Source organism: Paenibacillus sp. EZ-K15 (assembly GCF_002573715.1).
Taxonomy (GTDB): domain Bacteria; phylum Bacillota; class Bacilli; order Paenibacillales; family Paenibacillaceae; genus Paenibacillus_AQ.
In genome coordinates this window covers 47,420-70,185 of record NZ_PDHM01000016.1, presented here as the reverse complement: position 1 = coordinate 70,185, position 22,766 = coordinate 47,420, and the positions used below count along the sequence as shown (strand labels likewise).

The 22,766-nt window shown below is 48.0% G+C and carries 20 protein-coding genes; 5 read left to right on the top strand and 15 right to left on the bottom strand.

The window, feature by feature from the left end; all coding sequences use genetic code 11:
- Positions 1 to 4: 4 nt before the first annotated feature.
- The 4 genes from CRG97_RS12900 to CRG97_RS12885 form a co-directional block, all read right to left on the bottom strand.
- A complete protein-coding gene (locus tag CRG97_RS12900; RefSeq protein ID WP_098743317.1) occupies positions 5 to 511 on the bottom strand; it encodes a DUF4178 domain-containing protein in 507 nt (168 codons plus the stop codon).
- 30 nt (positions 512 to 541) lie between these two features.
- Positions 542 to 946, bottom strand: coding sequence for a DUF350 domain-containing protein (locus CRG97_RS12895; protein WP_098743316.1), 405 nt, complete (start codon positions 944 to 946; stop codon positions 542 to 544).
- Positions 947 to 1,144: 198 nt separating this feature from the next.
- Positions 1,145 to 1,813 (bottom strand): PspA/IM30 family protein, encoded by a 669-nt coding sequence (locus CRG97_RS12890; protein ID WP_076321197.1) that lies wholly within the window; start codon positions 1,811 to 1,813, stop codon positions 1,145 to 1,147.
- 189 nt (positions 1,814 to 2,002) lie between these two features.
- Entirely contained in the window at positions 2,003 to 3,025 is a 1,023-nt protein-coding gene (locus CRG97_RS12885) for an NADH:flavin oxidoreductase/NADH oxidase (RefSeq protein ID WP_098743315.1), read from the bottom strand.
- Between the two features lie 167 nt (positions 3,026 to 3,192).
- Here CRG97_RS12885 and CRG97_RS12880 point away from each other — a divergent pair, with 167 nt between their 5' ends.
- Positions 3,193 to 4,041, top strand: a complete 849-nt coding sequence (locus CRG97_RS12880; protein WP_098743314.1) for a polysaccharide deacetylase family protein — start codon at positions 3,193 to 3,195, stop codon at positions 4,039 to 4,041.
- Between the two features lie 78 nt (positions 4,042 to 4,119).
- Here the strand turns inward: CRG97_RS12880 and CRG97_RS12875 are convergent, their stop codons facing one another.
- The 3 genes from CRG97_RS12875 to CRG97_RS12865 form a co-directional block, all read right to left on the bottom strand.
- Complete coding sequence (locus CRG97_RS12875) at positions 4,120 to 4,851, bottom strand: 3D domain-containing protein (protein ID WP_098743313.1); 732 nt, start codon at positions 4,849 to 4,851, stop codon at positions 4,120 to 4,122.
- A gap of 185 nt (positions 4,852 to 5,036) precedes the next feature.
- The gene (locus CRG97_RS12870; RefSeq protein WP_202618915.1) at positions 5,037 to 5,759 is read right to left on the bottom strand and encodes an amino acid ABC transporter ATP-binding protein; all 723 of its coding nucleotides are present in this window, start codon (positions 5,757 to 5,759) and stop codon (positions 5,037 to 5,039) included.
- Positions 5,746 to 7,188 (bottom strand): ABC transporter substrate-binding protein/permease, encoded by a 1,443-nt coding sequence (locus CRG97_RS12865; protein WP_098743311.1) that lies wholly within the window; start codon positions 7,186 to 7,188, stop codon positions 5,746 to 5,748. The genes CRG97_RS12870 and CRG97_RS12865 overlap by 14 nt, the downstream gene beginning before the upstream one ends.
- A 560-nt stretch (positions 7,189 to 7,748) precedes the next feature.
- Here CRG97_RS12865 and CRG97_RS12860 point away from each other — a divergent pair.
- Entirely contained in the window at positions 7,749 to 9,497 is a 1,749-nt protein-coding gene (locus tag CRG97_RS12860; protein WP_098743310.1) for an alpha-glycosidase, read from the top strand.
- 154 nt (positions 9,498 to 9,651) lie between these two features.
- On the opposite strand, the gene glgA is transcribed toward CRG97_RS12860, so the two are convergent.
- Together glgA and glgB are read right to left on the bottom strand one after the other, a co-directional pair.
- Positions 9,652 to 11,091, bottom strand: a complete 1,440-nt coding sequence (glgA, locus tag CRG97_RS12855) for a glycogen synthase GlgA (RefSeq protein ID WP_098743309.1) — start codon at positions 11,089 to 11,091, stop codon at positions 9,652 to 9,654.
- Entirely contained in the window at positions 11,088 to 13,067 is a 1,980-nt protein-coding gene (gene glgB, locus CRG97_RS12850) for a 1,4-alpha-glucan branching protein GlgB (RefSeq protein WP_098743308.1), read from the bottom strand. The genes glgA and glgB overlap by 4 nt, the downstream gene beginning before the upstream one ends.
- Before the next feature lie 224 nt (positions 13,068 to 13,291).
- Between glgB and CRG97_RS12845 the strand changes: the two genes are divergently transcribed.
- Complete coding sequence (locus CRG97_RS12845; protein ID WP_098743307.1) at positions 13,292 to 14,506, top strand: glucose-1-phosphate adenylyltransferase; 1,215 nt, start codon at positions 13,292 to 13,294, stop codon at positions 14,504 to 14,506.
- Between the two features lie 152 nt (positions 14,507 to 14,658).
- On the opposite strand, the gene CRG97_RS12840 is transcribed toward CRG97_RS12845, so the two are convergent.
- From CRG97_RS12840 to CRG97_RS12815, 6 genes are all read right to left on the bottom strand, one after another.
- Positions 14,659 to 15,189 carry a GNAT family N-acetyltransferase gene (locus tag CRG97_RS12840; RefSeq protein WP_098743306.1) on the bottom strand — a complete coding sequence of 177 codons (531 nt, stop codon included), beginning with the start codon at positions 15,187 to 15,189 and terminating at the stop codon, positions 14,659 to 14,661.
- Between the two features lie 185 nt (positions 15,190 to 15,374).
- Positions 15,375 to 16,829: a sensor histidine kinase gene (locus CRG97_RS12835; protein ID WP_098743305.1), complete on the bottom strand. Its 1,455-nt coding sequence runs from the start codon at positions 16,827 to 16,829 to the stop codon at positions 15,375 to 15,377.
- Positions 16,826 to 17,524 carry a response regulator transcription factor gene (locus tag CRG97_RS12830; protein WP_098743304.1) on the bottom strand — a complete coding sequence of 233 codons (699 nt, stop codon included), beginning with the start codon at positions 17,522 to 17,524 and terminating at the stop codon, positions 16,826 to 16,828. The genes CRG97_RS12835 and CRG97_RS12830 overlap by 4 nt, the downstream gene beginning before the upstream one ends.
- Before the next feature lie 3 nt (positions 17,525 to 17,527).
- Entirely contained in the window at positions 17,528 to 18,772 is a 1,245-nt protein-coding gene (locus CRG97_RS12825; protein WP_237566377.1) for a hypothetical protein, read from the bottom strand.
- Positions 18,773 to 18,917: 145 nt separating this feature from the next.
- Positions 18,918 to 19,637 (bottom strand): phosphonate ABC transporter ATP-binding protein, encoded by a 720-nt coding sequence (locus CRG97_RS12820; RefSeq protein ID WP_098743303.1) that lies wholly within the window; start codon positions 19,635 to 19,637, stop codon positions 18,918 to 18,920.
- Between the two features lie 83 nt (positions 19,638 to 19,720).
- Positions 19,721 to 20,902 carry an MFS transporter gene (locus tag CRG97_RS12815; RefSeq protein WP_098743302.1) on the bottom strand — a complete coding sequence of 394 codons (1,182 nt, stop codon included), beginning with the start codon at positions 20,900 to 20,902 and terminating at the stop codon, positions 19,721 to 19,723.
- A gap of 129 nt (positions 20,903 to 21,031) precedes the next feature.
- Here CRG97_RS12815 and CRG97_RS12810 point away from each other — a divergent pair, with 129 nt between their 5' ends.
- Together CRG97_RS12810 and CRG97_RS12805 are read left to right on the top strand one after the other, a co-directional pair.
- Positions 21,032 to 21,949 (top strand): ArsR/SmtB family transcription factor, encoded by a 918-nt coding sequence (locus CRG97_RS12810; RefSeq protein ID WP_098743301.1) that lies wholly within the window; start codon positions 21,032 to 21,034, stop codon positions 21,947 to 21,949.
- A gap of 16 nt (positions 21,950 to 21,965) precedes the next feature.
- A complete protein-coding gene (locus CRG97_RS12805; protein WP_098743300.1) occupies positions 21,966 to 22,703 on the top strand; it encodes an HAD family hydrolase in 738 nt (245 codons plus the stop codon).
- Positions 22,704 to 22,766: the final 63 nt, after the last annotated feature.

The following is a 22,766-nucleotide window of genomic DNA, read 5'->3' as shown; positions in this document are numbered from 1 at the left end:
ACTCCTAAGTCGCCCGGATAACTCGAACGTCCCCCGGTATCACTTTCTCGCCTTCATACAACATAAACCGCCCGTTCTGCCATTCAATACGCAGCAGCTTGTAATCATCCGATTGGTATTGCCATACATGCTGCTCCCCACTTTGCGTAAACGCAGTACGACCCGTAATCGATACATGTCCCCCGTATTCCTCTTCCAAGTGAAAGACATGATCGTCCAAATCGATGATGGACGGTACCTCATCCGGAGAGTCCAGCCGTCCATCGATCGGAGCGTATAACACATACTGAACCGTCTCGCGTTCCTCAATATGCAGATAAGCAATGGTGCTGCCATCCTGCAGCGTCAAGACGACCGCATTACGACCGCGATTGTGCACGCGACCCGTGACTTCATAAGTGACCAGAGACACTTCACAAATATCGCCGGGAGCCAGCTGCAGCATGCTTTTCTCTACCTTGGGCGGCTCCGGCTTACTAAATAAATTGCTGATTCTTTTCCACATACTCATCTTTCCTGTCCCCTATCTCCATTATGCGTTCTATAGGCAAGCGGTAATAATTAACGCTCCAACCACATGCAGCGAACCTGCAAACAAACCGTATCCCGTCTTACCCTCACGGGTTCCTTTGTCAAGGTTCAGCTTGCCGAAGTTACGCAGCATGAGTTCTGTCAACGATTCGAGAACCAGCAATATGATAAACGAAATGATTGATACCACAATCGCCTCAAACAGATGATATGACGTTCCGATCGACACGGATAAAATATACCCTTGTGCGAACAGTTTCAGTATCAGTCTTGTGGTTACCGCCATGTTACCCGCTTTCACTTCTTCAAGATCGTTATATTTCGTGAACAGGGAATCCACAAACATCAAAACAAACAACAGCAGCCCACCGACAGCTGTCCATAGCAATACACGCAAGATCATATCAAAATCCATCTCTAAGCCTCCACATTCAACATACGAAAAACTCCCTTAAGCCCGGGCCGCCTCAATTGAAGACAGACGTCTAATAAAAGGATCTTCCCTTATATCTACGATCAAACAAAAGCGAAGGAGAAGCTCAGCTGCATTCAGCTCTGCTGTTTCTCCCTCGCCCCCTGAACAATATAACTGTTAGACCGCTAAAATCCGTTATTACTTGTTCTCGTATTGTTTCATCAAGGCTGCAAGCTCATCCTCAACGACTTTGTCCTTGCCAAGGTTCTCAAACTCTTCATCAAGGGATTTCTCACGTGACGACATTTCATTGCTTGCTTCCGCACGAGCTTCCATAGCCAGCATCTTCTCTTCCATTCGTTTCAATCCGGCTGATGCTGTATCAGTCCCAAACCCGTTCATCGCTTTGTTGATCTCGGTTTGCGCTTTAGCGGCATTATAACGAGCGACCAAAGTTTCACGTTTGTTCTTCATCGCTGTAAGCTGCTTGCGCATTTCTTCCAGCTTGCCGCGCAGATTGTCGGCTGCCAGTTTATTCTGATCGTAGCTGGCTTTGTACTCATCACGCTTGGCCTCGGCGGCCTTCTTCTCTTCCAGTGCGCGGCGGGCAAGATCAACGTTTTGAGCTTGTGCTGCGGTATGCGCTTGCTGCGTGCGTTTTTCCACAAGCGCAGCTTGCTCTTCATAAAGTGCTTTAAAGCGTTTCTCGATGGCAATTTGCGAAGCTACCGCTTTCTCGGCATCCTCAAGATCTTCCGTCATATCCCGGATGTACTGATCCGTCATTTTAATCGGGTCTTCCGCCTTGTCGATAATGGCGTTAATATTGGACATGGTCAAATCGCGCAATCTTTTAAATATGGACATCGTTCTCTTCCTCTCGCTTTCACTTTAAAATACTGGTATATGATTAATATTTACGTTGCATGCTCCAAAACGTTTCAAAAATTTTTTATAGATGTTGTTCAAAAAGTCATCTTTTGATCACGAAGCAAAGCATAAGCTTCGGTGCTGAAAACCTGACTTTTTGAACTCTCAATTTTTGAACACGCACTTTTAATATGCTCGTTCATATTGCTTAGGAACTTTCTGTCCTCCATCAAGCGCCTTGGCTGCATGAACAGCCCAGTAGGGATCGCGGAGCATGCCCCGGCCAATCGCCACCAGATCTGCTTTGCCTGACAAAATCACCTCTTGCGCGGCATGGTAATCATCCAGCATTCCTACCGCAATAACAGGCACCTTTAACAGCTGCTTGAACTCTGCTGCCAGATCCACCTGATAACCGGGCTTCGTTTCCGGACCGCCATTGGCGCCGACCTGGCCTTCTCCCCCCGAGGAGATATGAAAAATATCGACGCCGGCATCCCGGTAACGTTTGCAAATCTCCGCACAGTATTGCACATCATAGCCGCCGTCTACATATTCTTTTGCAGATACCCTCATTATGATCGGCATGCCTTCAGGCAGCACTTCCTTAACGGCTTGGACAACACGCTCGCCGAACAGAGGAAGGTCTTGACCATATTCATCACTGCGCTGGTTCGTTAGCGGCGAGTGAAACTGATGAATGAGGTAACCATGGGCGCCATGAATCTCAACGGTATCGAACCCGGCCTCAACAGCTCGACGCGCGCCTTCCTTGAAGGCTTGAATGAGCTCTTCCACTTCCGCCCCGGAAAGCATCTTGGGCATTTTGTAATGGGAACTGAACGGAATCGCAGAAGGGGCTACTGACGGTTCTGCATCCTGCGCTTTTCTTCCAGCATGCCCAAGCTGGATACCAATCTTGGTTCCATAAGAATGCACGCTCTCTACAATACGGCGATAGGCTGGAATCTGATTATCGTCCCATATCCCCGTGTCCTGATTCGTTATGCGTCCATCAGGATGGACACCTGTCATTTCTACAATAATGAAGCCAGTACCTCCAACGGCACGGCTGACATAATGAACAAAATGCCAATCATTCGGAATCCCGTCCTCAGCTTGAACGGAATATTGACACATCGGTGGCATAACAATGCGGTTCTTGAGGGTCAAATTCTTGAAATTGTAAGGTGTAAACAAGTCTGCCAAGCGATTATCTCCTTCCATATCCAAATGATCAGATGTAATAACCAATCTGTTACCGGTTATTATACACCTTTCTGAGGGAAAACTAAAAAACATCGCATTCCCATATTGAGGATAATCGCCCGATCAACTGGGCATACCATATTAAAAAGCGAAAGGGGCCGATCGTGATGTTCAATCGATACCGTGCAGGAAGCTGCCTGTTGTGTATCCTGTTATTCTTTTTCATGGTGCCGGACATCTCGGCACACGCGTCTGATGTACATAGTTTGTCACTTCAACCCCAGGACACTTCCGTCATGTCGGAATCCGGCCAAAACTTGGATCATGCCAAGCGCAATAAGACCCAAAATTCAGACGATGCGCCGTCTTTAAGTCAATTACTGAGAAAATATCCGGATACCTTTCGCTCCAGCGGACCCCGGGTCAAACAGATCGCTCTGACCTTTGATGATGTCCCGGATCCCCGATTTACCGGAAAAGTACTGGACATCCTCAAAAAGTTTCAGGTAAAAGCCACATTCTTTGCAGTGGGGGAACGGGCCAAAAAACATCCCGATCTCGCGAAACGAATCCATGAAGAAGGTCACGCCATTGGCAATCACTCCTATAATCACGCCCAGCTGAACAAACTGAGCCTGGACAAATTCAAAGGCCAAATCGAACGTACCAACACGATCTTGAAATCCCTAGCCGGAGTGGATCCTCGGCTAATTCGTCCGCCTTATGGCGATATTAATGAAGAACAGCTTCAGTGGGCACGCAAAAACGGATACAAAGTCGTGAATTGGAATGTCGACTCCCTCGATTGGAAAGGGCTGCGTAAGGAAGAGGTTAAAAGCAACATTTTATCAGCGGTCGGGCCAGGCTCGATCGTACTCCAACATGCCGGAGGTGGCGTGGGATCGGACCTAACCGGAACGATCGAAGCTCTCCCGGACATTATTACAGAGCTGCGGAGTAAAGGTTATAGCTTCGTCACACTCCCGGAGATGTTAGGCGTGTCAGAATCGAGATAGATCTGCATAACAAAAAAAGACGGCTGACTGGAGTTGGATCCAGTCTAGCCGTCTTCTTGTATTAGAAATATTATTGAATTATTCGATAATGAACAATTTGATATCCTGAATGCCGAATTGATTCACGGACGATTTTGAACCTGGGATGAAAATATCAATCTTATTCCCTTTAATAGCTCCGCCAATATCACGAGCTTCTGCCACAAATGCCTTTTTCGGCAGTCCTGGATGCTCATGTCCTGTTACAAGCACCTTGGTACCGAGCGGAATGATTTTGGGATCGACAGCGATGGTGCCGAGCTCAAGGGAATTTCCGAAGTAATCAACCGCGCCCCAACCACCGTTCTCGCTTGCTGCAGAAGAATAGGCAGTAGCCTTGACCGACAATGTTTTGCTGTAATTAAACGTCTTGCCCCATGCTTCCACCACGTTCTTCTCTGAGGAAACGCTTAAGCTGGGCGTAACTCCGGAGGTTCCTGGAGCGATCGGTGCAGCAGATGCCGTCGAGTTCATCGATACCGTCCCTGGAATGGTGATTTTTAGTCCCTGGTATATATTTGTTGCCTTAATCGTTGGATTAGCCTTTATCAGCTTGTCCATATTAACGCCGTACTGTTTAGATAAGAAGTAGAAGGTGTCGCCGTTCTTAGCAACATGCACGGAGCTTGCATGGGCTTGCAGGCCGCCTCCGGCAAAAGTCAAGCCAAGTGCAACGGCTGTAATGGTTAACCATTTTGCAGTTTTTCCAGCGATCTTATTATTTTTGTTAAGTCCATAATTTCTAGTCCATGATTTCATTTGTTGTAACATCTAAAGATGCCTCCCTATATGTAGCATGGTAATTCGGATGTAATATGTCAACGGACATCAATATATCACAATTTTGTAACCTATACTGCAAGCAATTGTTACCAATAAACAAACAAAAACAGCGCCAATTCCTGAAACAATCAGGTATGGCGCTGTTTTTGTTTGTTACAATGTAGATATAAAAGTTACAAAACCTTACTTAAAAACTCTTGCGTACGAGGATGAGTCGGATTGCCAAACAGCTGGTCCGGCGTGCCTTCCTCTACGATTTTACCACCATCCATGAACAGAATTCGATCCCCCACTTCCCGAGCGAAGCCCATCTCATGGGTGACGATAACCATCGTCATACCGCCTTCGGCAAGTTTCTTCATTACTTCCAATACCTCACCCACCATTTCAGGGTCCAGTGCGGAGGTTGGCTCGTCAAACAGCATGACATGCGGCTGCATCGCGAGTGCGCGGGCAATGGCAATTCTCTGCTTCTGTCCACCGGACAGCTGGGAAGGATATGCCTCTTTCTTGTCCTGCAGGCCAACCGACTTCAGCAGCTCGTCTGCAGTAGCATCGGCTTCCTTTGTCGAGACACCCTTCACCTGAATAGGAGCAAGCGTAATATTATCGATGACCTTCTTGTGAGGAAACAGATTAAACTGCTGAAATACCATGCCCATTTTCTCACGGGTTGCATTGATATTGTGATTCTTGGCGGTGATCAGCTCACCCTCGAACGAAATTTCGCCGCTGGTCGGCACTTCAAGCAAATTGAGACATCGTAAAAAGGTACTTTTACCGGAGCCGCTCGGCCCGATGACAACCACTACTTCTCCTTTTGCAATCTCAATGTCAATGCCCTTCAAGATTTCCAGCTTGCCAAACGATTTATGAAGATCCTTAACGGTTATCACTTGCACTCAACTTCCTTTCCCAGACACCCAGAAGTTTCGAAAGAACGAATGTCAGTATAAAGTAGATCAGGGCGGCCACAAGCAGCGGATTCAATGCCGCAAACGTCATGCCGCGCAAAATCTGGGCTTGATACATAATGTCCACCACACCGATGAAGGAGACGATGGAGGATTCCTTGATGATGACAACAAACTCATTACCGATCGCAGGCAAAACGCCTTTTAACGCTTGCGGCAAAATAATGTGGCGCATCGCTTTGCCCTTGGTCATTCCGAGAGAGCGTGCAGCTTCCAATTGACCGCGGTCCACGCCTTGAATGCCGGCACGGAATATTTCAGCTAGATAGGCAGCGCTGTTAATAGAAAGCGTCAAAATACCCGACTGGATCGGTGAGAATTTAATATCAAACGCCGCCAAGCTGTAATGGATAATAAACAACTGGACCAGCATCGGGGTACCACGGATGATCTCAATATAAGCGGTAGCCAAAAACTTAAGGATTTTGACACCCGACATCCGCATTAATGCGATAATCAATCCGAGAATGAAACCGAAAAACACACCAAGAGCCGAAATAAGCAACGTAAACTGGATTCCCTTGGCGTAATAATCACGGTACTTCCAAAAGAATTCGAATGTGTTCAGGTTCTCTGCCTTACGACCGGCAGCCAGGTCACTGGCCTCGTCGACAAACTTCTGGATCTGGTCATTTTCCTTCAAGCGCTCGAGTGTAGCATTAATGCTCTTGAGCAGCTCTTCGTTCCCTTTGCGAACCCCAATGGCATAGGCGTCATTCTCAGCCGTCGGTTTAGCGTCCGTGATCACCATGGTCGCTTCATTCATATTCGTCTTCGCGATTGGATACTCGGCGAGAACAACATCCACGCGCTCGGATTCCAGCTGCAGCAGCAAGTCCGGGATTTTATCCAGTGATACCACATTGGCTTTCGGAATTGTCTTTGCAATGGACTCCTGAATGGAGCTCTTCTGAACCCCGATGCGAGCTCCCTCCAGGCTTTCAAGCGTGTTGAACTTGAGTGCATCTTCCTTACGAACAACAACCGATTGTTCCGCAGCATAATAAGGCTCGGAGAAATCGATGCTCTTTCGGCGCTCTTCTGTCGGATTCATGCCCGATATGACAAAATCCACGCGTCCGCTCGTCAGCTCCGGCAAGAGCGCATCAAAGGAGGTGTCCTTAATAATGAGCTCGGCACCAAGATCCTTGGCGATTTCCTTCGCAATATCGATATCAAATCCGACGATGGTATCCACGCCATCTATCGTCTTATGGAACTCATAAGGTGCATAATCGGCACTCGTGCCGAGAATCACCGTTTTCTTCTCACCCTCCGCATGAACGATACTGCCAAAAGACAGCACGACCACCATGAACAGGGTCATCCACGCTGTAAATTTACGTTTCATATGTCTCGTTTCTCCCCTAACTGTTACGAATAAATTCAACCATAGAAAAAATGCAACTGAGTCATTATAAAACAGGATGCATGAATATGCAATGAAAATTCATGGGTTCTCATGAACAGCGCCCTTATATTAAACCCTAACATATGGCGTCTACTCCACTATTTTAATACAATGGTCAATTCATCATACCCTTAGGATTATGTTACTGATGATTCTTTTAATCATTTAAACAAATAAATAAGAGGGGTGAATCGATTGAGAGTCCATATTGTGGAAGTCACTTCGCTATATTAACGATTACGGGCCATTCAATTTTTCCTACATATAAATGTAAATACAGGACTTTAGCATCATCCAGAAAGTGATACGATGATCTATGGTGAGCAATCTTCCGACGATGCATAATCTATCCGTCCCCTTCCCATCTTATAATTGCGCATAACATGCGGTACTTGATATATAGGAAGGCTAGCCGGGCGGTCTCTTTCACTCCATGATTCATGCAAGCCAGCAGTTGGTTATTAATTAGCTATAGCTTTACTCATATAGGAGGTGTAACCATGCTGTTAGAAGCACTGTATCATGTTCCAAGAGATAAATGGGCTTATGCATATGATACGAAAACCATTCATCTTCGGATTCGAACCAAGAAAAACGACATTGATTCTGTTGTTGCCATGACCGGCGACAAATATGATTGGGACCGTACGTACTTCGAGATCACCATGGAAAAGGCCGCCTCGGATGACATGTTTGATTACTGGGAATGCGGAGTCAGGCCAAAATATAAACGACTATCCTACGGCTTTCGGATTCATGCCGGAGATGAGACGGTTTATATGGTGGATAGCGGAATTGGATGGGACTACCCTTATCCGCCTGCCGGTTACTTTGAATTCCCGTACATACATGAAGTCGATGTATTCAAAGTACCGGAATGGGCCAAAGAAGCCGTGTTTTATCAAATTATGACAGAGCGCTTTGCTAACGGAAACCCGGCCATCAATCCTGAAGAAACCAAGGCTTGGGGCGGCAAGCCAGAGGTGGATAATTTCTTCGGTGGTGACCTGCAGGGCGTGCTGGATCATCTGGATGATCTCGTTGACCTGGGCATTAACGCCATTTATTTTACTCCGCTCTTCCTCTCCCCCTCCAATCATAAATATGACACGGTTGATTATAAACAGGTGGATCCGCACTTTGGCGATAATGAATTATTGAAAAAAGTAGTAGATACTTGTCACGCTAAAGGCATTCGAGTGATTCTCGATGCGGTATTCAATCACTGCAGCGAGGAGTTCCCTCCCTTTCAGGATGTGCTGAAGCACGGCGAGAAATCCGAATATGCCGAATGGTTTCATGTGAACCAGTTTCCTTGCGAGGTCAAGGATGGCATTCCCAGCTACGACACCTTTGGCTTTTTCGGTAATATGCCGAAATTCAATACGGCCAATCCCGAAGTTAAGGCGTATTTGCTGGGTGTAGCCGAGTACTGGATCAAGGAGATTAATCTCGACGGTTGGCGTCTGGATGTTGCCAATGAAATTGACCATCATTTCTGGCGGGATTTCAGACAGGTAGTCAAGAAGGCCAACCCTGACGCTTATATCGTGGGCGAGGTCTGGTCGGACTCCTTAATCTGGCTGCAAGGTGACCAGTTTGATTCCGTAATGAATTATCCTTTTGCCGATAAGGTGCTGGAGTTCTTTAACGGCAATATGGACGGGCTCACTTTCGCCAATCGTATCGGCTCGATCTTGATGCGATATCCGCAGCAGACCAACGAAGTGGTCTTTAATCTGCTGTGCAGTCACGATACGCCAAGGCTGCTTACCCGTGCGGGAGAAGATATCCGGCGCATGAAACTCACGGTTGTATTTCTGTTTACATTCATGGGAACGCCGTGCATCTTTTATGGCGACGAAATCGGATTGACCGGTGACGGAGATCCCGATTGCCGCAAATGCATGGAATGGGATCCAAAGAAACGAAACCAAGAGGTGTATAAGTTTTATCAAGGGATGATCGTGCTTCGGAAAAAGCATAAGGCGCTGAGACAGGGACGCTTCCGCTTCCTGCAAGCGAATCTCCATGATCCTTGCATTGTGTACGAGCGTGCGGACGAAACCATGCATTTTATCGTCTGGATGAACAATAGCGACTCGAAACGTACCTTATCGCATCCTATCGTTACGACCGATTGGATTGATGCCGAGACGGAAGAGCCCGTTAAACCGGTAAACGGTACGATGCATATCGATTTAGAACCTTATGCATATCGAATTTTATGCCGGCAATTGAAACATTAGCAAAATCATCTTATGTGATACACACTCCTAGATAAGGAATATGAAGCTTCAGACCAACTGGCACAATAACATCTATTCCAATCTTTAACGAGCACAGGGGTGCAAGGATAGCGCGTTATTCGGCTATCCCTGCACCCCTGTGTCTTGTTATGGTTCAAGCATGAGATTTGGTGATTTGATGGTATATCTCCTGATATTCCTTGGCCGAAACGTTCCAGCTATAATCCCCGCCCAACGCGTTCTTGCTCACTTTACGCCAGTGCTCAGGCATGTGGTAAATTGAGGTCGCCCGCCGAATCGTGTTCATCATATCATGCGCATTGTAATCCTTGAAAGAGAATCCATTCCCTTCCCCCGTATACTCGTTGTATGCATGAACTGTATCATTCAGTCCACCTGTTTCGCGGACAATCGGCACACTGCCGTACCGCATGGCGATGAGTTGGCTGATACCGCACGGTTCAAATTTGGAAGGCATCAGGAACAGGTCGCTGCCAGCGTAAAAGCGCCGCGATAGCGGTTCATTGAACCGAATCTGGGCCGACATTTTATTGGGATACCGATTCGCCGCTTCCCGGAACCAATGCTCATAAGAAGGATCGCCCGTTCCCAAGACTACAAATTGAATCTCATCGTAGTAGAGCAGCTCATCCAGAATCCGAATGACCAGATCGAGTCCCTTCGAATCGACCAGCCGCGTCACCATCGACATCAACGGAATATGCGGTGCCACCGGAAGATTCAACTCTTCCTGCAAGGCAATTTTGTTCTGCGTTTTCTTATTCAGACCGCTCCGGTACTTCATCGCGATGTGCGGATCGGTCGCCGGGTTGTAGCTCTTGGTATCAATGCCATTCACAATACCGCTTAATCTCGAACCTTGGGCTGACAAAAGCCCGTCAAGTCCGTATCCGTAATAACCGGTCTGGATCTCCGAGGCATAAGTCGGGCTAACCGTCGTTACATGATCTGCATGGACGATTCCCGCTTTCATGAAATTCACGTTTCCGTAATATTCCACGCCTTCCGCTGTGAAATGGCGGCTGTGGATACCGAGCAGATCGACCAGCACCTCGTACGGATATACGCCTTGATACAACAAATTGTGGATGGTAAATACGGTTCGAATTCCTGCATAGTAGGGATCATGACGGTAGACATCTTCAAGGAGCAGCGGAATCATGGCCGTATGCCAATCGTGGCAGTGAAGCACGTCCGGCTGAAAACCGATAACCGGCAATATCTCGAGGACGGCGCGGTTGAAGAATGAATAGCGTTCGCCATCGTCCATGTAGCCGTAAATGCCGTCGCGGCCAAAATAATATTCATTATCTACAAAATAGATCGTGACCCCGTCCTCAACCAGGGACTCGATGCCGCAATACTGCTCGCGCCAGCCTACCCGGACGCGGGTTTCCCCTACATGCGCCATGCGCTCCAGGTAGTCGTCAGGAATGCCGCGATATTTGGGCAGAACCACCCGAATATCCTCGCCCATGCCACGAAGGGATTTAGGCAAAGCAGCGATCACATCCGCCAATCCGCCTGTCTTGATGTACGGTCCACATTCTGAAGCTGCAAATAACAATTTCAATCCTGCTTCCCCCTTTGGATTCGTTTGGTTTTCCGTGCCGGCTTCTCTTTTACTGCTGCCGCCTTCAGTGAAACGTCCTCTCGATCCTGCGACTTTCTGGAACGCGGCGGCTTTTTCTTTAAAACTACCATGCCTAGTGGAGGCAGCTTGATTTCCAGGCTGTGGGTTTGGCCTTGCCAGGCCTTCTTCTCCGTTTTCATGTCTTGGTCGTTGACCAGTCCGGTGCCGCCATAATCGGTGTGATCGGAATTCAATATTTCCACGTACTGTCCCGCTCTCGGTAAGCCGATCCGATATTGGTCATATGCCCGGGGCTGGAAATTAATGACGATGATTAGCGTATCGCTAGGTTTTGTACCCATTCTCATATACGATATGACACTCTGCTCATAATCATCGGCGCTGAGCCATTGGAATCCTTCCCATCGGTGATCCTGCTCCCATAGCGCCTTCTCCTCCACATACATGCGGTTTAATGCCGCCGTGTAGGCCAACTGCTTGCGGTGGCTTTCATAGTCCAGCAGCAGCCAATCCAGCTGCTCCTGATCCTTCCATTCAATGAACTGGCCGAACTCTCCCCCCATAAACAGCAGATTCTTGCCGGGTTGGGTGATCTGATATCCGAGCAAAATCCGGAGACCCGCAAACTTCTGTTCATAGCTCCCCGGCATTTTATTGAGCAGCGATTTCTTCCCGTGGACGACTTCATCGTGTGACAACGGCAATGTAAAATTCTCCGAATAGGCATAACAAATAGGAAATGTTAGTAAATTATGATGGGTAGGCCGCTGATCGAACTCTTGTTCAATATAAGACAGCGTGTCATTCATCCAGCCCATGTTCCATTTGTAATTGAACCCGAGACCCCCTTCGTGCACAGGTGCGGTAACCCCTGCCCATGCGCTGGACTCCTCGGCCATCATCAATGCATTCGGATAATATCGAAACACGGCTTTATTCAATTCCTGCAGAAAGGATATCGCTTCGAGATTTTCCAAGCCACCATGTTCATTAGGACTATACTGACCTTCGCGCTTCTCAAAATCCAGCCGGATCATGCTCGTCACAGCGTCAACACGAAGACCATCAATATGATACATATCCATCCAAAATAAGGCATTGGAGATGAGGAATGAAATTACCTCTGGCTTGGCATAATCGAAAGACAGTGTTCCCCAGCCCGGTTTCTCTGCTTTTTGCGGGTCAACGTACTCATAAAGAGGCGCCCCGTCAAACAGTCGAAGCCCGTGGGCATCCTTGGCAAAATGTGCGGGCACCCAGTCGAGCAGCACGCCGATACCAGCTTGATGCAGCTGATCGACAAGAAACATGAAATCATGGGGACTTCCGTATCGGCTTGTGAGCGCAAAGAATCCAGTTCCCTGATACCCCCACGAAAGGTCGTACGGATGCTCAGCCAAGGGCATGAATTCCACGTGGGTATAGCTCATCTCCAGCAAGTAAGGAATCAGCTGGTCCGCCAGTTCGCGGTATGTATAGAACGAGCCGTCCTCTTTTTGCCGCCAGGTTCCAAAATGCATTTCATATATGTTCATCGGCTTGGTGTAGGGGGATCTGTTCTTTCTTCTCCATGCAGCGTCATTCCAATGATATCCAGAGAGATCGGTCACGACCGATGCCGTTGCAGGTCGAACTTCGGCATGAAACGCGTATGGATCCGCCTTCAAGAACGTTTCTCCATACGGTCCGGTGATATGATATTTGTAAAAAGTTCCAGTCTCCATCCCAGGGATAAACCGACTCCAAATTCCCGAATCGGGTATCCTATATAACGTGTCTTGGGAACCATCCCAGCCGTTCCAGTCTCCGGCAAGACCCACCTGCCTTGCATTCGGTGCCCACACCGTAAAACGTACGCCCTCTTCTCCATCTTCTGTAGCAAGGTGTGCGCCCATGCATTGGTAACTGTGAAACCAGGTTCCTTCATGAAATAAATACAATTGTTCCGGAGTCATGTTTCTTTCTCTAACTGCTTGGTTCAATCATCTTCACCCGCTTTTTCTTAAAAATCCAAATATTATTAGTGCTATTACCCCATTCTAACCATGTTGAAAATAAAAAATGTCCCTGAAAAATAATTTTGTAATTTTCATTTTACTTTTTCAATATAATCGTTTCAAACCCCGGGAATGTCGTTTATGTAATGTACAACGTAAAAATACATTGGGAGGGAAACGTGATGAAGAGAAAAGACTGTATTGCTATGCTTCTGGCCGGTGGAGAGGGTAAACGATTAGCCCCCCTTACGTCCAAGCTGGCAAAACCCGCCGTTCCATTTGGCGGCCACTATCGTATAATCGATTTTCCTCTCAGCAATTGTGTGAACTCCGGAATCGATACGGTTGGAGTGCTTACACAATATGAGGCAGAATCATTACACGAACATATCGGTGAAGGTGAACCCTGGGGACTAACACATACAGGACGTGAAGGCATTGCTTTGCTTTCATCCAACAGCACACACCAAGATGGATACTTGGGTACAGCAGACGCTATTTATAAAAACATTCCATACATCGATGATCAAAATGCCGAGCATGTGCTTATTCTGTCAGGAGACCACATTTACCAGATGGATTATCGCGAAATGCTTGAAGCCCACATGAAGCAAGGGGCACCCGCCACGATCTCCGTGATGGAAGTGCCTTGGGAAGACGCCAGCCGGTTTGGCGTCATGAGTGTTGACGACAATCTCAATATCATTGAATTTGCCGAAAAACCTGCAGAACCGCAAAGCAACCTCGCCTCGATGGGCATTTATTTGTTCCGTTGGGACTATCTGAAGCAGCACCTCATTGAGGATGCGGCTGACCCAAACTCCAGCCATGACTTCGGGAAGGATGTCATCCCTAAGATGCTGACCGGAGAAGAGTCTTTGCTTGCGTTCCGCTTCCAGGGCTACTGGCGAGATGTGGGCACCGTAGAAAGCCTGTGGGAAGCCCATATGGATGTGTTGAGCCAAAACGAGCTTGTTCTTGAGAGATCCGATTGGCCCATGTATACCCGTGCATGGATGACCAAACCTTCGGCAGCGCGGACCCGTAATGTGGAGCATGCGGACTGCTTGATTCATGACCAATGCACCTTCGAAGGAAGAGCCAAGAGCTCCGTTATATTCTGCGGCGCGGAGATCGGCAAATACTCCATCGTCAAGGACAGTGTGGTCATGCCGAATGCCAAAATCGGCAAGGGCGCTCATATCGAGCATGCCATCATCGGTGAGGGAGCGATCATTAAGGATGGAGCGATTGTAAAAGGAGCTCCCGGCAATGTTGTGGTTGTTGGACCTTATGAGACCGTACTTCCGAAACCAACCATTCGTACCCAGCCGTCCCGACTGCTTCAGGATGTATACGAAAAAGGACGCTTACGGGCTAATGTTTCTTCATCCTAAACGAGTTTCTTCAACAAAATATTAGCTCTGAGATCATTTCTTCAGACTTTTATACAAAAAAGCGATCCGTGACGGATCGCTTTTTCTCATGTATCGTGCCCTGCTGACTGTGTCTCAAGCGCATGCGACTTAGGTTTTATAACACTGTAAAATTATGAAATAAAGCTCTTCTCATATAAATTCACGAAACGACCACCCATATCCTGCTCAGCCACGAACTTAAATCCTTGGCGCTGATAAAATTGATTCAGCGTTGGCAGATGGGATACGCAATCCAGTCTGAAACCCTGTTTACCCTTGGATAACAAAAACGATTCCGCAAAAGAAATCATCTTCTTTCCAAGCTCCAGTCCCCGATACGAGGCGCGTACGGTCAGCCGATGCAGATAACCATAGGCGGAATCGTCCCGCTCTCCCCAATAGGCTGGATCCTCATACTGTAGCGTGAACATGCCGACAGCCATGTCTTCATGCCAGAGGATAAACACTTCACGCTCCGCCAGGTACTGCTCCATGAAGTCCAAGGAGAAGAGAGAAGGACTCCACTGCTTGCGCCCTTGCTGTTCCATCACCTCTGCCGCTTCCTTGAGAAGCGACAGCATCTCTCCTGCCTGTTCTGCCTCAGCCACTTTTAATTCAAACAGACCTTGCTCAGTAGAAAACGTTGCTGCTGTGTGTCCCAATTCCGCACTCCCCCTTTCAAAACAGCCCCACAAAGTGGAGCCTATGCTTCGATGCTTAATCCGAATACTTTGCGGGGACCCCAACCAATACCCCAAAACATATAATTGCGAATAAGGTACGTTTCGCTGAAAACTTAAAAATTCTGTAATCTTTAGAAAAAGCTTTGCCGGCAACCCGGCAAAGCTTATACTGTCGGTCCGGCTACGTCATCCTCACCGTTCTCTAATCCGCCGGCCATCGGTATTTTTCCTTCAGGCAGCGGCAGCTTGACGATAACGGATGTTCCATGCCCGAGCTCGCTTTTCATCTCCATCGTGCCCCCATGGAGCTCAATGAGCTGCTGCGTAATCGCAAGACCCAATCCCGTTCCCCCGTTAAGCGGATTAACCTGGAAGAACCGATCCTTTACCCGCCGCAGATGTTCGTCCGATATGCCAATACCGTGATCTTCCACGGTTACGATCACAAACTTGTCTTCCATAGCGAAGGACAGGTTGATCACGCCGTTCTCATGCGAGAATTTAATCGCATTATCCACAATGTTCAGAAACACCTGCTTCATGCGGTTGGCATCCCCATAGATAATCGGCTTTTCATCGGTCTCCAGTTTAATCTGGATGCCCTTCTTCTCGGCCTTGGTCCACAGATTGAGCATAATCTCTTGCAGAAGCTCCCGTAAATTCACGATACCCTTCACAAGCTTCATCTCATTCTGCTGGAGCTTGGAGAAGTCGAGCAGCTCTTCAACAAGACCGATCAAACGATCGGTTTCCTTGGAAATAATCTGCATCCCGATCTTCGTTTCTTCCGGATCATAGCCGCCGGAGTCGAGCGTTTCACTCCAGCCCTTAATGCTTGTGAGCGGAGTCCGCAGCTCATGCGAAATGGATGAAACAAAATCATCTTTTACCTGATTGCTTCGTACAATCTCCTGCGCCATGTAGTTCAGGGTTGACGACAGTTCGCCAAGCTCGTATTTATAATCGCCTTTGATCCTCACGTTAAACTTGCCTTTGGCCATCTGCGCAGATACCGTGGTAATGTTATTGAGCGGCTTTACGATGGAGTTGGCCAGCCCGATGCTGAAGGCAAGCACGAGCGCTAGCACGGCCCCCCCGATGCTGACAGCAAACAGCGTGATTTTCATCAGCTTATCGTTAATGAACTCAAGCGAAGTCACATAGCGAAGAATGTACGTTTTCTCAAATCCGTTCGAAACGGTTTGGGATACGGCCATTACGATCTGCCCCGTACCTTGCTGCTTGCCAATCCAACGGCCCGTATTGCCTGCAAGCGCTTGGGTGACATCACTGGTCTTGATGGTCTGCTCTATTTCGAAGCCGGTGGATGTGGAGAGAACTTGACCAGCCGGATTCAAAATTTGAAGCTCCGTTGTATACAACTCAAAATGGCGAACCATCTCGGTCAACTGGTTAACGTTGTCTGTCGACGTCAATCGGAAGGGCTGATAAAAATCGTAGGCCGTATTAATATGATTCACAATATGATTGTATACCGTATCGTAATAATACGATCGTAAAGCGATTAGAAATATAACCTCAATCAGCAGCAAGGCGATGAACACTACCAGGAAGTAGTGAAGCACGATTTGCCGCCGAATGCCTTTTTTGATGATCATTGTCCTTGACCCTTCCATTTATAGCCGTGTCCCCATACCGTCTGGAGGTATTCCGGCTCGGAAGGATTGCCTTCGATTTTTTGGCGCAGTCTCCGAATGTTCACGTCCACGATTTTGGGGTCACCCATATATTCTTTGCCCCATACATGATCGAGCAGCACATCACGACTAAGCGGCGTGTTTTCTTTCTCCAGGAAAAACTGCACCAGCGAAAATTCTGTTGGCGTCAGCTCCACCGGTTGCCCGTTCTTCTTAAACTGCTTGGAGATCAGATCCAGCGTAAAGGGACCTGATTGAAACGATACCTTGGCGGCTCCCGCACGCTGGACATTCACCCTCCGCAGTAAAGATTGCAGCCTGGCGATTAACTCCGTCGGACTGAACGGTTTGCTTACGTGGTCATCGGCACCAACGGAGAGGGCATACACTTTATCCTGCTCCTGAACTTTTGCCGTCAGGAAAATAATACCGATCCGCTCGTTCGTTTCCCGAATTCTGCGGCATACTTCAAACCCGTCAATCCCCGGCACCATGACATCAAGCAAGGCGATATCGATATCTGGCGTCGTTTGCAGCAAACGAAGGGCTTCGTTGCCATCCCCAGTCTCCAGGACGTCAAAGCCGTTTCGTTTCAGATTAATTACGATAAAACTGCGGATAGATTCTTCATCTTCTAATATGAGCACTTTACTCAAGGTCTAGTTCCCCTTTCTTTCGATAGGAGCCACATTATTGCTGTTTGGCTTTTTATCTTTTTTACTCAATTTCAGATCGCCATGACTGCGATAAGCAATTACGCGGTTTTTCTCCTTCACCAGAATCTCCCAATCAGATTCGGCTTTCCCCCACTGGGCCTTTGAAAAGAATTTAATCTCGGCAACGGACTCTCCCGTGTCGGTGGTCACAAAATTCAAATAAGCATTTTTGTTGGATTCCGGCGTGATGGTAATCTTATTATACATGTCTGGCGGAAAGTCCAGATAGAATCGATTGTTCATATCGTAGTACCTTTGGAGCACGAATTGAAGCCCTTCTTTTTCGTTGGTCTCCCGTACCACTCCGTCCCACTGGAAGTACGTGGTGAAGAACGGGATCTCATCCAGAATAAGCCGATCTTCCCAGCCGCTCGGTCTCGTAAGAACACCAAACTCTAAAATACCGTCATCATTCACATCTTCACTCTCTACAGGCAGTTCCTTGTAGGTAAGCAATTCATCCTGAAGGACGTCAATAAACTGGTTATCCTCCATAATGATGAGCTTGGAATAAGAAGAGCTGGATACAACCGAAGCGTCCAAGATGATACCTTCTTTGTCCTTGGCCACTTTACCTGCGACAACATTGTAATAACTTTCGATATTCGGTCCCAGATCCAGCTTGTTCAGCTCGACAAAGGCGTCCTCGAATTTATCGTATTGATAGGTGCTGATATACGAGAGCTCTTTCTGCTGAAGATAGACAACCGTAATATCGTTGATCTTATCCCCGTTCATATCTCCGATATTAAAATGAGTATATGGCAAAGCCGGTATTTTTTCGAGCGAATCCCCGGAAAATGAATATACAGCCAGCAGGTTCTGAAGATTCTCTTCTCCGCGTGAGAAGCCGGCTACGATGTCAACCTTGCCGTCATTCGTAAAATCAACGAAATCAAACGACTCCAATACCGTCCCTTCTCCGTCGAAATCAAGCTTCTTCACCCATGTATCACCTTGCTGCTGCATGATCATGCCATGGATTTTCACTTCATCGTCCGGCGTTTGATAGAAGACGACAGCTTCCAAAATTCCGTCATTGTCCAGGTCCTGAATACGGATGGAACTGCTATCCACGTCACTTCGCGGCCGTATAATGGCACCATTATCCAGCTTATTCTTCAGAAGCGCAGATTGGATGGCGCCATTCAGCGTCGCTTTATCCGTCGGCAAATCCGGTTTCTTCATTAAGGAGACCGGGTCCTCCTGAATAAATGTACAGCCGCTTATGATAAATAGTAACAAACCCGCCAAGAGGGCTTGCATCACTCTATATTTCAATAAGTATCAACTCATTTCTATACATTCACCTGGCGTTTTTGGTGATCGATAATTACAGTCTTGACTTCTCGCCATGGGTTAAACGTCTTCCGGTCACATCCACGGCCAGCTCTCCCCCGGATAGACCCATGATCCGTGTGCAATGCTTCTCGGCTAATTCCAAGGGTATAACGGTAAATACAGTTAAACGTTCTTCCTCGCACAAGGTTTTAAGTGTCTTCAATACATGCTCGGCCGAGGCCGGATCGAGTCCCGTGACCGGCTCGTCCGCCAAAATCACCTTGGCACCATGCACAAGTGCGCGGGCAATAGCAATCCGCTGCTTCTCGCCGCCGCTTAACTCGCTGGCCTTTCGTTTAGCCTTGTCCAACAAACCAAGGTGCTCGATCGTATCCATAGCTCCCATATAATCATCAGACCGGACCATCCCGGTTACCATCCGCCACAGCGGTGTTTGGCTGGATTGTCCGATCAATACATTCTTCAGTGCCGTTCGATTAACATTCAAGGACGGATTCTGCTCAAGATAAGCCCATTCCCGGCGAATTCTCCGTTTTCCCGCAGGATTCATCATATCTTCGCCATCAATCGTTAATTTGCCGCCATCCCATTTTTGCTGCATGGATAGACAGCTCATCAACAAGCTTTTCCCGCTTCCGCTAGCACCGATCAGACCGATCATTTCCCCGTGCTCCATCTGAAAAGTGATATCCTTCAACACCGGTGTGCGTTCAGGACCCATCGTTTTCTTCAGCCGATCCACTTTAATCATGTTATCGTCTCTCCCGTCAAGTGCATATTCCTACTCTCTAGTTTAGAAGAAAGCGAAAGCAATTGCCATGAGAACACATGTTTCTATTCTTGTGTTGATGTGGTTTTGACTTTAAACCATAATCCGGTACAGGCAAACAGAATATACAATCCACCAAGCAGTACGAAGATCCCTCCGTTCCACCCTGTTTCCATGATGGCGCCCCCTGCATTCGGACCTGCTATGCTGCCCGCATTAAAATGGAAGGAAGCCACGACGTTGGCCGCCGGCAGCAGCACTCTGGGAAGGATATCCGCCGCATAAGCCAAACCGAGGGAGAAGAAAGAACCAACCAGGCCACCGGCCAGCGTTAGTAACACTAAGGTTGCCCAGAAATTCGTTCCTGCTGCAGGAATGAGCAAGAAACAGCATCCGCCTACAATACCGGCGATTGTCAGCACCCGTTTGCGTCCGAATTTATCACTCCACATGCCGAGGGGTAGCTGCAGCACCAGACCCCCGATGCCGACAAAAGGAAGCAACGCCGAAATTTCGCCTAATGTAAACCCGCTTCTTAACCCGTAGACCGGGAAGTTGCTGTTAATTCCCGCCTCCATATATCCGTAGAGGAACGCGGGAATCAACGCAAACCAGGCCAGACGGTAGCTTTTGAGATAGCGTCCAGTTGGCTGCTGATTCCCATTCTCGCTTTTTTCCGGCTTCAAGTTCGGAAGTTTGAAGAGCACGACCAACAGAATGAACAAGAACAGCACGGCCAGAATTATAAATGGTACCGCCTCGCCATACTTCAGCAGCGGAATGCCCAGCGGCCCTATACTGAATCCTAAACCGTAGGACATGCCATAAAAGGATATGCTTCGCCCCCGGTTCTTAACCGTTGACATCATCAGCACCCATAGCTGGGCAGCATAATGAAGTGCGCTGTCGCCTATACCGACGAGCACGCGCAGTACAAACCAGACGGCCACGCTTGGAACTAACGGAAAAGCAACCAGCGACAGCATCACGAGCACCAGTCCCGAAATGATCAGTTTTTTGAAACCGACCCAGCCGAGAAGTCTTTCCGCAACAAGCGTCATGGCAAACGAGCCTACATATAAGGCCGCCGCGTTCAATCCGTTCATGGAGGATGAAATGCCCATCCGTTCCAAAAATATAGCCAGCACTGGCAATAACAGTCCCTGGCTTAAACCAGCCGCCACGACGACGGCAATTAAAATGAAATAATGAGTTCTCCCCTGACGGGGGCTTACAGCTTCTGTCACTGAAATATAGTCCTCCTCTAATGTGAAAAAACGATGAATTTAAACAGTCAGATGAACATTATAGTGGACAAGCCCAATCCATACAAGCCATAATAATAACAATGCCATCAATTGGGAGGGTATCCGTTCATGAAATATAAAGTTAGTATCGATGTATCTATGGTCTACGAGCTGCTGGGCAGCTTCATGATATATGCAACAAGGAAATGGACCGATAACCTGGATATCGGAAAACAGCTGATAACAGAGATGGACGAGCGTTTACCTCAGCCTGTTCGCGTCCAGTTCAGTCGAGCCCGATCATGGCCGCTCGCGGATTATGATGTGTTATACGCCTTGATCATGCTTCGGGGAGAACACCTTGAAATCCCGGATTTTCTGAATTGGATTGAAACTTCCGCCGTGGAAGAGCTGCATGACCTGCTTCAGCCTCACTTGCCCTCCCTCTCGCGGGATGAAACATCTAGAATTCGAGAAAACTACACACCGCTGATGAAGTTGTGGCACGAGCACTACTTCTCGGAAGTGGAGCCTGACCTATATCAGCTCCTGGAAGACGATGCCGAAGAGAAACGAATGCTCCTTCCGAAAATGGATGACGAAAATTTGATCGAATATGCCTCAAGCGGGGTAATACTGGATGATGTGCCTCAAGAGCACGTCGTTTTGTTCCCAGGCACGCATTTCCGGCCGATCAATACCTATTGCTTCTATGAGAACGTACTCCTGCTGCAGTATCCGATCGATATCCCGGAAGAAGAGGAAGATGAGCCGCCCGTCGTTCTCCTCCGCATGACCGAGGCTCTCGCCGACCCGAAACGCCTGCGTCTCCTGCGTTATATTGCAGATGAGCCGAAGGCCGTGTCCGAAATGGCGTCCGAGTTGGGCCAGCCCTATGAGGAATTGATGCACCACTTGATGATATTGAGGGCAGCAGGCTTGCTGCGCTCCCATCTGAAGTCCGAGAATAACGAAAGATTCAGCCTGCGGCCGGATGGGGCTGCCGAGCTTCAGATGTTTCTGGAAACTTACATTCGACTTTCATAGCAAGAAGGAGTATACCATGAGTAAAACATCGCAACATATTATCTTCGACATGGATGACACGTTAATACATTGCAACAAATACTTCAATCTGATTCTCGGCGATTACTTCGAGTGGATGACCGAATGGTTTCAACATGTTGGCTTGACTACCGAAGAAATCCGGGCCAAACAGATGGAAATCGACGTAGCCGGCGTAGATAAGCTGGGATTTGCAAGTGCGAACTTCCCGCAATCCCTAATCGATACGTATCATTATTTCGGCCGCATTCATGGAAGGGAAAGCTCGCGCAAGGAAGAAGAGCTTATCTACGAGTTAGGGCTCAGTGTATATGAGCAGGAAATCGAAGCCTACCCCGGCATGGTCGAGACGCTCGGGAAGCTTCAGGATGATGGACACTGCCTCCACCTCTACACAGGAGGCGAGACCAAAATTCAGAAGCGTAAAATCAAACAGATGAAGCTGGCCGATTACTTCAATGACCGAATCTACATTCGCCAGCATAAAAATATTACGGCATTGGAAGAAATCCTCACGTTGGGGACATTCTCCCGCTCCAATACATGGATGATCGGCAACTCGCTTCGCACGGATGTCGTTCCGGCACTGACGGCCGGCATCAACAGCATCTATATCAAGCAGCAGCGCGAATGGCAATATAATCTGGTCGAGTTGAAGCAAGAGCCGCATAATGTGTTATATACCGTTTCGGCGCTGACCGAAGTGCCCGAGGTTATAGAAGATCACTTAGATTAATCAAAATAGACCGAGCCGATCAAGGAGGGTATCCCTGGTTGGCTCGGTTTTTTTATTTAACGG